This window comes from Kitasatospora sp. NPDC059973, assembly GCF_042737525.1.
Classification (GTDB): Bacteria; Actinomycetota; Actinomycetes; order Streptomycetales; family Streptomycetaceae; genus Kitasatospora.
This window is the reverse complement of sequence record NZ_JBHWUI010000101.1, coordinates 23,108-33,015: the sequence shown is the minus strand read 5'-3', so window position 1 is coordinate 33,015 and position 9,908 is coordinate 23,108. Positions and strand designations below refer to the sequence as shown.

10 protein-coding genes are annotated in these 9,908 nt (G+C 74.5%); 4 read left to right on the top strand and 6 right to left on the bottom strand.

The features are described 5' to 3' along the window. Positions 1-126: 126 nt before the first annotated feature. The gene (locus tag ACFWA9_RS25395) at positions 127-447 is read right to left on the bottom strand and encodes a hypothetical protein (RefSeq protein WP_329489635.1); all 321 of its coding nucleotides are present in this window, start codon (positions 445-447) and stop codon (positions 127-129) included. Further along, positions 444-1,238 carry an alpha/beta hydrolase gene (locus tag ACFWA9_RS25390; RefSeq protein ID WP_352289403.1) on the bottom strand — a complete coding sequence of 265 codons (795 nt, stop codon included), beginning with the start codon at positions 1,236-1,238 and terminating at the stop codon, positions 444-446. The genes ACFWA9_RS25395 and ACFWA9_RS25390 overlap by 4 nt, the downstream gene beginning before the upstream one ends. A 92-nt stretch (positions 1,239-1,330) precedes the next feature. Between ACFWA9_RS25390 and ACFWA9_RS25385 the strand changes: the two genes are divergently transcribed. Together ACFWA9_RS25385 and ACFWA9_RS25380 are read left to right on the top strand one after the other, a co-directional pair. Beyond that, positions 1,331-2,338, top strand: a complete 1,008-nt coding sequence (locus ACFWA9_RS25385) for an ATP-binding cassette domain-containing protein (protein ID WP_352289400.1) — start codon at positions 1,331-1,333, stop codon at positions 2,336-2,338. Position 2,339: 1 nt separating this feature from the next. Further along, a complete protein-coding gene (locus ACFWA9_RS25380) occupies positions 2,340-3,107 on the top strand; it encodes an ABC transporter permease subunit (protein ID WP_352289397.1) in 768 nt (255 codons plus the stop codon). Positions 3,108-3,135: 28 nt separating this feature from the next. Here ACFWA9_RS25380 and ACFWA9_RS25375 read toward each other — a convergent pair whose 3' ends face one another. Continuing rightward, positions 3,136-3,459 (bottom strand): ATP/GTP-binding protein, encoded by a 324-nt coding sequence (locus ACFWA9_RS25375; protein ID WP_329489631.1) that lies wholly within the window; start codon positions 3,457-3,459, stop codon positions 3,136-3,138. 227 nt (positions 3,460-3,686) lie between these two features. On the opposite strand from ACFWA9_RS25375, the gene ACFWA9_RS25370 reads away from it, so the two are divergent. Continuing rightward, the gene (locus ACFWA9_RS25370) at positions 3,687-4,994 is read left to right on the top strand and encodes an LLM class flavin-dependent oxidoreductase (protein WP_380389981.1); all 1,308 of its coding nucleotides are present in this window, start codon (positions 3,687-3,689) and stop codon (positions 4,992-4,994) included. 117 nt (positions 4,995-5,111) lie between these two features. On the opposite strand, the gene ACFWA9_RS25365 is transcribed toward ACFWA9_RS25370, so the two are convergent. Next, the gene (locus tag ACFWA9_RS25365) at positions 5,112-5,504 is read right to left on the bottom strand and encodes an SCO5389 family protein (RefSeq protein ID WP_329489629.1); all 393 of its coding nucleotides are present in this window, start codon (positions 5,502-5,504) and stop codon (positions 5,112-5,114) included. A gap of 486 nt (positions 5,505-5,990) precedes the next feature. On the opposite strand from ACFWA9_RS25365, the gene nucS reads away from it, so the two are divergent. Then, positions 5,991-6,650, top strand: coding sequence for an endonuclease NucS (gene nucS, locus ACFWA9_RS25360; RefSeq protein ID WP_329489628.1), 660 nt, complete (start codon positions 5,991-5,993; stop codon positions 6,648-6,650). Between the two features lie 18 nt (positions 6,651-6,668). Here nucS and ACFWA9_RS25355 read toward each other — a convergent pair whose 3' ends face one another. Then, positions 6,669-8,993 carry an ATP-binding protein gene (locus tag ACFWA9_RS25355; protein WP_380389978.1) on the bottom strand — a complete coding sequence of 775 codons (2,325 nt, stop codon included), beginning with the start codon at positions 8,991-8,993 and terminating at the stop codon, positions 6,669-6,671. A gap of 207 nt (positions 8,994-9,200) precedes the next feature. Beyond that, complete coding sequence (locus tag ACFWA9_RS25350; RefSeq protein WP_329489626.1) at positions 9,201-9,545, bottom strand: STAS domain-containing protein; 345 nt, start codon at positions 9,543-9,545, stop codon at positions 9,201-9,203. Between the last annotated feature and the right edge of the window lie 363 nt (positions 9,546-9,908).

Here is a 9,908-nt window from a genome sequence, read left to right as displayed (position 1 = left end):
GGCCCCCACCCTTGCGGGTGGGGGCCCGTCCTGCTGTCCCCCGGCGACGGCCCCGGGGCGGCTCCCTGGCGGCCCCTGGCGGCCCGGAGCGGGAAGTCGGCCGGCCCGACTCCCCACTCCCCGGGTTCACCGCGGATAGGCCCCGTCGGGCCGCTGGTGGCCACAGCTCAGCTGGTTGCCGTCGTCGTCCGAGACGGTGCCGAACCACGAGGTGCACCAGACCGAGACCGAGTCCCGCCAGTACTGCACCTCGAAGGGGTGTCCGGAGCCGTAGTCGCCGTACGAGGTGACGATGAAGGTCTCCCCCGGACGCATCCAGTAGTCCTCGCCGAGCGGCTCCAGGGTCAGTTCGAGCAGCCCCTCCCCGCGGTTGGTGACCGGTACCCGGCCGGTCACCTCCAGCGCCGAGAAGTCCCAGCCGCCGGTCTCCGCCCGCTCCTCCTTCATCGCGTCACCCGCGCCAGCAGCCCGCGCACCGCCGCGTCGAACGCCTCCGGCGCCTCCAGCGCGCTCAGGTGCCCCACGCCGGGGATGACGGTCAACTCGGCGTCGGGCCGCGCCCGCACCATCAGCTCGGCCTCTTCGAGCGGCATCAGGCCGTCCAGCTCCCCCGCCACGACGGCGGTCGGCACCCGTACCCCGGCGAGCACGTCCAGGGTCTGCGGCCGGGCCGCCATCGCCCGCTGCGCCCAGGCCACCGCCGCCGGCGACGCGGCGGCGATCATGCCCTGGACCCGGTCGACCAGGTGCCCGGAGTCCGGCCCGAGCTGGCCCGCCGCCATCCGCTCGTCGAGCAGCAGCTGGACGCTGTCCCGGGCCAGGACGGCGGCGGCGATCCGCTCGCGGTTGGCCCGGGCGGCGTCCGTGTCGGCGGTCGCCTTGGTGTTGGCCAGCAGCAGACCGGCCATCCGCCGCGGGTGGCGGCGGGCGAAGGCGAGCGCCACGTACCCGCCCATCGAGAGACCGCCGATCACCGCCCGGTCGATCCCGGCCGCGTCCAGCAGCAGGGCGACGTCGTCGGCCACCGCGTCCAGCGAGGGCTCGTCCGTGCCCAGCTCGGTACTGCCGAAGCCGCGCTGGTCGGGCGCGAGCACCCGGGCCTCGTGGCCGGTCGTCCCGGGCAGCCCGTCCAGTTGGGCGGACCACATCGAGGCATCGAGCGGGAAGGCGTGCAGGAGCACGAGGGGCATTCCGGTACCACTCTCGCGGACCGACAATGCGGAGGGGAGCTGGGTCATGCGCCCACCGTAGTTCGGTGCGCCCGGCGGGCCCACTCAGCGGGCCACCCTGTCCGGTTTGTCATAGCCTGACGGAGAGTGAGGGAGCGCGAATGATCGAGTTGCACGAACTGACCAAGCGTTACGGCAAGACGCTCGCGGTGGACCGGCTCAGCTTCCAGGTGCCGCAGGGTGTGGTCACCGGGTTCCTCGGCCCCAACGGCGCCGGCAAGTCCACCACCATGCGGATGATCCTGGACCTCGACCGGCCCTCCGGCGGCCGCGTCACCATCGACGGCAAGAGATACGGGCAGCTCAGCGAGCCGCTGAAGTACATCGGGGCACTGCTGGAGGCCAAGGCCGTCCACCCCGGCCGGACCGCCCGCGACCACCTGCTCTGGCTCGCCCAGAGCAACCGCATCCCCACCGGGCGGGTCGACGAGGTGCTCGCCCTGGTCGGCCTCACCCCGGTCGCCCGCAAGCGCGCCCGCGGCTTCTCGCTCGGCATGGGCCAGCGGCTCGGCATCGCCTCCGCCCTGCTCGGGGACCCGGAGATCGTGATGTTCGACGAGCCGGTCAACGGGCTCGACCCGGAGGGCATCCTCTGGATCCGCAATCTGATGAAGCGCCTCGCCGCCGAGGGCCGGACCGTCTTCGTCTCCTCCCACCTGATGAGCGAGATGGCCGTCACCGCCGACCACCTGGTCGTCATCGGCCGGGGCCGGCTCCTCGCCGACCTGCCGATGGCCGAGTTCATCCGGCGCAACTCCCGCACCGCCGTCCGCCTGCGCAGCCCCCAGCCCGAGCGGCTGCTGGACGTCCTGGCCGGTGCCGGGCTGCGCGGCGAACCGGGCCCGGACGGCTCCTACGAGGTGGTCGACGGCGAGCTCGCCGCGCTCGGCGACCTGGCCGCCGCCCACGGGGTGGTGCTGCACGAGCTGAGCCCCCAGCAGGCCTCGCTGGAGGAGGCCTTCATGCAGATGACCGCCGACTCGGTGGAGTACCACGCCGGGAGCGGCGAGGGCCGCGACGCGGCCGGGGCGCCCGGCACCTGGGGCGCGAACTGGCAGGGCGCGGCGGCGCAGCAGGAGCCGGCGGCCGTACAGCAGAAGGAGAACTGAGATGGCGTCCTTCCCCGCGGTACTGCGCTCCGAGTGGACGAAGATCCGCAGTGTCCGGTCGACGGTCTGGACGCTCGCGCTGGCCTTCGTGGTCACCCTCGGTATCGGCGCCCTGCTGTCGCTGCTCACCAACAACAACTTCGAGGAGTTCCGGGGCGACGCGGACAGCCCGTTCGACGCCACCGGGACGGCCTTCTCCGGCATCATCCTCGGCGAACTGGCCATCATCGTCTTCGGCGTGCTGGCGGTCGGCAACGAGTACAGCAGCGGGATGATCAGGGTCACCCTGGCGGCCGTCCCGCAGCGCGGGACCCTGCTCACCGGCAAGATGGTGGTGCTCGGCGCGCTGGCCTTCGCGGTCTCCCTGGTCACCGCGTTCATCACGTTCTTCGTCGGCCAGGCGCTGCTCGGCGACCACTCCACCAGCCTCGGCGAGCCGCACGTGCTGCGCGCGGTGTTCGGCGCGGCGATGTACCTGACGCTGCTCTGCCTCTTCTCGGCCGGCGTCACCGCGATGCTGCACAACCAGACGCTGGCGCTGGGCGTGCTGGTGCCGTTCTTCTTCCTGCTCTCGCCGATCCTCTCGGCGGTGCCGAAGGTCAAGACGCTGGCGCACTACTTCCCCGACTACGCGGGCTCGCGGATGATGCTCGTCTACGAGCAGCACAACCAGCCGTACGGGCCGTGGGCCGGCTTCGCGATCTGCCTGGCCTGGACGGTGGCCGCGCTGGTCGGCGGCGCGCTGGTGCTGAAGAACCGCGACGCCTGACCGGCTCGCCGACGCGGCCGCGGCGCCCTCAGTACCGGGGTGCGCCGCGGCCGCGCTGGATGTTCGAGGCCCGGCGGTCGCGGGCGCCCCAGCAGGCCCGGTGCCAGTGCCGGCGGTCGTCCACCCCGGCCCCGTACATCGGCCACGCCACCACGTGGCCCACGCCCGGCGGGATCTCCTGGTCGCAGCCCGGGCAGCGGTAGTGCCGGCCGGCGGTGCCGGCCACCGTCTGCACCACCCACTCGTCCCCCCGGTAGCTCTCGGTGCGGCGCAGCGCGCCGCCGAGCGGGGCGGCCGGCGCCGAGTCCTCGTGATCGGCTGCGCTCTTGATCCGGTTGCGGCGGGGCGACACGTCTGGCTACCTCTCTACGGGGGCTCGTGACCGTTCCAGGTTACGGCCGGCGCGCACCCCTCGAAGCCACTATCACGGCGCCGCCCGGCGCTTCGGTGTTTCCCGTGATATCCACCCGTTCTTCTGTGAAATTCGTGGTTCGGCGTGCCATTGGCACATGACATCGGTTACTCACAAGGGGAGAGGCGGGGCCCGCAGACCCTGCGCGCACCCGAGGAGGCCCAAGGATGACCAAGACCAGCGCCCGCGCCGAGACCCGCCGACCCGTCGGAGTCCGGCCGCCCACCGTCGGCCCGGCACCCACGACCGCCGACCCGGCCACCGCCACCGGCACCCCCCTGCCGGCGCCCCAGCGCTCCGCCGCACGCCCCGCGGACACCGCACCGGTCAAGGTCGGTGCCTTCCTGCTCTCCGCCCAGTTCCCCGGACAGACCCACGGCGAGGCGCTGGACCGGACGGTCCGGGCCACCGTCGAGGCCGAACGGGCCGGCCTGGACAGCGTCTGGCTCGCCGAGCACCACTTCGTCCCCTACGGCGTCTGCCCGAACGCGGCCACGCTCGCCGCGATGCTGCTCGGCCGCACCCGCCGGATCGGGATCGGCACGGCGGTCAGCGTGCTCTCCACCGCGCACCCGGTGGCCCTCGGCGAGCAGGCCGCGATGCTGCACCTAGTCTCCGGCGGGCGGTTCACGCTCGGGGTGGGGCGCGGCGGTCCGTGGATCGACCTCGATGTCTTCGGCGGCGGGGTGGAGGCCTTCGAGCAGGGCTTCCCGGAGCGGCTCGACCTGCTGCTGCGCTGGCTGCGCGGCTCCCGGGTGGGCGCGGACGGCCCGCAGTTCAGCTTCCCCGAGGTGGCCGTGGTGCCGCGTGCCACCGAACCGCCCCGCCGGCCCGACCTCGGCACCTGGCTCGGGCTCGGCGACCAGTCCGGACTGCTGCGCTTCCCCCGCCAGCGGGTGGAGGCGGACGCGCCCATCGACGAACTCACCGCCTCGGGGCGCCCGGTGGCCGGCCCGCCGCTGGTGGTGGCCTGCACCTCACCCGGCGGGGTCCGGCTCGCCGCCGAACGCGGCCTGCCGATGCTGCTCGGCATGCACTCCGGGGACGACGACAAGCTGCGGATGCTGGAGCTCTACCGCACCGCCTGGCTGGCCGCCGGGCGCGGCGAGGAGCAGCTGCGCCGGATCGGCCGCCAGCACGTCGCGGCCGGGGTGGCGCAGGTCGACGACCGGACCTCGACGGCCCGGGCCACGCTGCTGCGCGCGATGCCCGGCTGGTTCGAGTACGGGCTCGGCGCCCACCGCACGGTGGACGGCCGGGAGCGCAAGATGCGTGACCCGCACGCGTACACCGAACTGCTCTGCGACCTGCACGCGGTGGGAACGCCGAAGCAGTGTGCCGACCGGCTGCTGGCCACCGCCGAGCGCACCGGCATCCGGCGCTTCGCCCTCCTCGCCGAGGGCAGCGGCGACCGTGAGGCCACCCTGCGGAACATCGCCCGGCTCGGCTCCGAGGTGCTGCCGCAGCTGGGCTGACGTCGCCGGGCCGCCCCTCCCCTGAGCGGAGTGGGGCGGCCCGGTGGCGGTTCCGGTGCCGCGGCGGCGGCACCGGCGTTCCCCGCGCCGTCGAACCGGCACGGTCGGCCCGCGCGATCAGCAGTCCCGGAGTTCCTCGGACTGGTTGAGCAGCTGCTCCCGGACGGACGTGAAGCGATCGAACCGCGCCTCGTTGGAGTCCGACGGCAGGAACACCGCCACCCGGTGACAGTTCTGGAAGGCCAGCCGGACGCCGAAGTGGCGCTGCAGCGCACCCCGGATGGCGTCGCTGGCGAGGGCCCGGAGGAGCTGGCCGCGGGCCTGCTCGCTGGGCGGCGGAACGTGGTTGTCGGCGAAGTCGGTGCCGTCGACCTTCGCCTGGGCGACCAGCGAACTGATCAGCTCCCAGGCGTACGGCAGGGAGACGCGGACGCAGTCGACGAATTCCCGCTCGTCGACCTCGCCCCGCTCGGCCTTTTCCAGCAGGGCCGGTGAGACGTCGAGCGACATGGATTCTCCTCTCGCGGTCCACCCGCGCGGCGCCCGGGTGGTGATGCGTAGTCCAAGCTGAGGGTGAGGGTGGGCGAAACGCGCGTGATGTCCGGAACGCCGTCGGACGGCTGTTTCCGGCACCGCGCGGAGGCGGCGGCGCCGAGGCCGCGTCGGAGGACGCGTCGGGGGCACCGGCCGCTCAGGACAGCGTGGCAGCCGATCGGGGGCGAGGCCGGGGATTCCTGTGGATTGCTCCGTAAATACGCCTTGCTGCACCAGATTGGCCGGATCCTGCTGGATCGTTCATCTGAAGTCTCCGTCCCCGTTGACAGCTCCGCTGCAAGCAAGCCGTCACACACCGTAGCTGCCCGTGGGAATGGGCGCCAGAGTGCCGACAGGCATTCGCGGGATCGCCGAACTTCCATGTTCGCGGGGTTCGCGGATTCTTCACCCGGCCGTCGCGGAATCGCATCAACTGGCCCCGGTGGGCTAGCGTGGTCGACCGTGCGTCTCGTAATTGCCCGCTGCTCAGTCGACTATGCCGGTCGGCTCTCCGCCCATCTGCCCTCCGCCACCAGGCTCATCCTGGTCAAGGCCGACGGCAGCGTCAGCATCCACGCCGACGACCGCGCCTACAAGCCGCTCAACTGGATGTCCCCGCCGTGCACCCTCAAGGTGGGCGACGGGGTCTGGACAGTGATCAACAAGGCCGGCGAGAAGCTCATCATCACGCTGGAGGAGGTGCTCCACGACTCCTCCCACGAACTCGGGGTCGACCCCGGCCTGATCAAGGACGGTGTCGAAGCACACCTCCAGGAGCTGCTGGCCGACCGGATGGAGGTGCTCGGCGCCGGCTGGTCGCTCATCCGCCGCGAGTACCCGACCGCGATCGGCCCGGTCGACATCCTCTGCCGCGACTCCGACGGCACGACCGTCGCCGTCGAGATCAAGCGCCGCGGCGAGATCGACGGCGTCGAGCAGCTCACCCGCTACCTGGAACTGCTCAACCGCGACCCGCTGCTCGCCCCGGTGAAGGGCGTGTTCGCCGCGCAGGAGATCAAGCCGCAGGCCCGCGTCCTCGCCACCGACCGCGGCATCGGCTGCGTGGTGCTCGACTACGACGGGCTGCGCGGCATCGACGACGACAAGCTCAAGCTGTTCTGACCGCCGCGCCCTGATCCGTCAGGACGACGACGGAGGCGCCGTCGGGGTCGTCGAGCCCGACGGCGTCGCGCTGTTCGAGGGGCTGGCGGTCGCCGAGGGCGAGGCCGAGGTGGTGGTCGGGGCCGGAGCCGTCGGGCTGTTCCCGCCGGGCTGGGTGCTGCCACCGCCACCCCCCGGCCCCGAACCGCCGGGCGGCGGCACGGACGGGAGCACCGGCGGTTGCGGCTGGCCCGGGGAGGGCGACTGCGAGCCGGTCGCGGTGGGCGACCTGCTCGGCCTCTTCGACGCCGACCCGGACGCCGAGGGCGAGTGCGAAGTCCCGCCGCCCGCCGACGACTCCGGGCCCGCCGGGTCCTGCGCGGGCGAGGCCTCCGGGCCCTGCGAGCCCGACGCGTCGTCGGACGGCGTCGGTTCGGGGCTCAGGCTCGGCCGGGGCGCCGGCCGCCCCGCCGGCAGGCCGGTGCCGTCGTCCGTGCTGCTGAGCGGGTCGTTGCCGCGGTGCTCGTCCGGCCCGGTGACGCTCAGCCCGACCGCCGTCCCCAGCACGCCGAGCGCGAGGACGGCCGCCGAGGCGGCGATCACCGTGCGCCGGGTGCCGCCGGCCGTGCCGGGGGTGGTCTTGAACCGCCACGGCACCTGCGCGATGGCCCGGATGACGGGACGTCGGACGGGCGCCGGGGCGGTCGTCGCCGCGGCGGGCAGCTGCCGGCCGTCGGCGCGCAGCAGATCGAGCATCCGGCGGGCGCCGGCGGCCCCGCGCGGCTCGCCGAGCGCGGCCCGCAGGGTGAGGGCGGACTCCAGTTCGGCGACGGCCCGCCCGGGCTCCCGGACGCAGATCGCGTAGACGCCCAACTCGTGGTGGAACCAGGCCTCGTCGGCCCGGGAGCCGGTGTTGCGGGCGGCCTCCAGGCCGAGCAGCAGGGCGCGCTCCCAGGCGCCCCAGCGCAGCGCCAGGGCCAGCGCGGGGCCGGCCGCCCGGGCCAGCCGCAGGACGGCCGCGTGCCGGCCGGCGGCCCGGTCGGCCAGCAGCACCCCGATCACCACCTCCGCCTCGGCCGCGATCTGCTCCGTGGAGACCGAGCTGTGCCCGACCCACCAGGCGAAGTGCTGGGCGGCGCCGTCGATGCTGCGGCGGGCCGGCCAGTGCGGGGCGAGCAGGTCCAGCGCGCCCGCGGTGAGCCGGTGGTGGCCGCCGATGGACACCGCCAGCCCGGCGTCGGCGAGTTCGTGCAGCGCGCTCTCGCCCTGGCCGACGTCGATCAGCGCGGGCAGGTGCGGCGCGGTCGGGCACTCGCCGCCGAGCGCCACCGCGAGCCTCAGCACGGCCTGGGCCGGCTCGCTGAGGCCCTCGGCGAGCCGGACGGCGGGCGAGGCGCTCTCGGCCACCGACGGCAGCGGGACGGCCCCGCGCAGCTCGCTCTCACGGACCGCCGGGTCGGGGTGCCGGTCGGGCTCCTCGACCGCGCCGAAGACGTCCAGCCGGTCCTCCTCGGCGGCGACCAGCGCGTCCACGGCGACGTCCCGCTGGCGCAGCAGCGCGGCGGCCTGGACGAAGCGCAGCGGCAGCCCCTCGGACTCGAACCAGAGGTCGACCGCCCAGGCCTTCTCGGCCGCGTCCAGGGGCCGGCCGGCCAGCCGGGCGGCGAGCGCGAGGCAGGCGGATCGGGAGAGCCCGGCCACCAGGTGGTCCCGCAGCCGGGAGTCGGCGGACAGCGGCGGGCTGTCGGGCGCGACGGAGATCAGGAAGGCGCAGTCGGGGGCGGCGGCGAGCACCCGCTCCAGCTCCGCGCCGACCGGTTCGACCTCGTCGACGACCACGATCGCGCCGACCTGCGCGAGGTGCTCGGCGAGCTGCCCCGGGTCGGGCCGGAAGCCGGGGGCCTGGTGGGTGGCGGCGAAGAGGTCCTGGAGCAGGTCGTCGCCGGTGCGGCGGTGACCGCAGAGCTGGACGACGCCGCCGGGCGCGAGGTCGCCCGCCGCCTCGGCGACCGCCGAGAGCAGGGCGCTGCGACCCGAGCCGGCCTGCCCGACCAGGCGTATCGAACGCCCCTCGGCGAGCAGGCCGAGCAGGTGGGCGATGTCGGCCTCGCGGTCGAGCAGCGGCAGGTCGGCCGGGCCGGCGCCGAGGGCGAGCGGACCGACCGCGCGGCCGGGGCCGCCGACCGGTCCGCGGGCGGGTTCGGTGCGCCCGATCCGGCGCGGGCGGGGCCGCCACTCCTCGGGGCAGGGCCGGACCTCGGACCCCTCCGGGGTGCCGACGGTCACCAGCAGGGCCCCGGAGACCAGCTCACCGCCCCGGGTGCGGACGGCTTCCTGCCGGAACTCACCGGATGGCTGTCCCACGATCTGCTCCGCCCCTGGTCGGCCGACGACTCGGTACGGCCGTTCCGGACCGGGGGTGCGCCCCTGCCTCCGGCCGGGGGGACCCCCACCCCGCCGGGGCGGGAAGGAGCCGGTCCTGTCCCCGGCGGCCGTCTTCTGACGGCAGACTCTTGCACATCCGGTCCGGACCGCGCAGGGCGGTCCCTCCCCGGAGGGCGCGCGGGAGCGCTAGAGCACCGGGCCGAGGGCGGGCAGCGTGGCGCCGTAGGGCTCGGGGACGACGCCCTCGACGGCGAGGATGCGGTGCAGCCGGGTGGCCACCAGCAGGCGCTGGAGCTGGGCCGGGACGGAGCGCAGCACCAGCCGGCGGCCGATCCGGCCGGCCCGGCGGTGGGTCCCCATGATCACACCGAGGCCGGTGGCGTCCCAGAACTCCAGCCGGGTGAGGTCCAGTACGAGGTCGCCCCGACCGCCGTCGACGGCCTGGTGCAGCCGGACCCGCGCGTCGGCGGCGGTGCGCACGTCGAGGCGGCCCTCGATGGCCAGCGCCGTCTGGTCGCCCGTGATGCGCATGGTCTCCTCCTCCGCCTGGCGGTCACTGGTACGGGTCGTTCCGCCCCGGCCGCGCGGGCCCGGATCGGGTGTCCACCGGGCGGGCGTGGAGCCCCGCGCCCGGGCCGGCCGCAGCATCGTCGGCGTGGGCCGGGTCCCCCTCATCTGACGGTGAACCAGGTCCGCAGGTTGCTGGTTCCGGCCAGATCTGAAGCAACTTCACTCGTCCGAGGGAATATACGCAGGAAGTCTCCACACCTACGCTCGATTACCGCCCAAATCACCCGTCTGCGGCACCCGGCGTGAGGAAACTCACCCATCCCCGGCGAGGTGGGCCGTACGGTGCTGGGACCGCACGGCCCGGTCGGTCAGCGGCCCCGGCGG

What these genes read in the sequence shown, in the direction of transcription:
- ACFWA9_RS25395 (WP_329489635.1), bottom strand. Translation starts at nt 447, where the DNA reads ATGAAGGAGGAGCGGGCGGAGACCGGCGGCTGGGACTTCTCGGCGCTG.
- ACFWA9_RS25390 (WP_352289403.1), bottom strand. Translation starts at nt 1,238, where the DNA reads ATGACCCAGCTCCCCTCCGCATTGTCGGTCCGCGAGAGTGGTACCGGA.
- ACFWA9_RS25385 (WP_352289400.1), top strand. Translation starts at nt 1,331, where the DNA reads ATGATCGAGTTGCACGAACTGACCAAGCGTTACGGCAAGACGCTCGCG.
- ACFWA9_RS25380 (WP_352289397.1), top strand. Translation starts at nt 2,340, where the DNA reads ATGGCGTCCTTCCCCGCGGTACTGCGCTCCGAGTGGACGAAGATCCGC.
- ACFWA9_RS25370 (WP_380389981.1), top strand. Translation starts at nt 3,687, where the DNA reads ATGACCAAGACCAGCGCCCGCGCCGAGACCCGCCGACCCGTCGGAGTC.
- ACFWA9_RS25365 (WP_329489629.1), bottom strand. Translation starts at nt 5,504, where the DNA reads ATGTCGCTCGACGTCTCACCGGCCCTGCTGGAAAAGGCCGAGCGGGGC.
- ACFWA9_RS25350 (WP_329489626.1), bottom strand. Translation starts at nt 9,545, where the DNA reads ATGCGCATCACGGGCGACCAGACGGCGCTGGCCATCGAGGGCCGCCTC.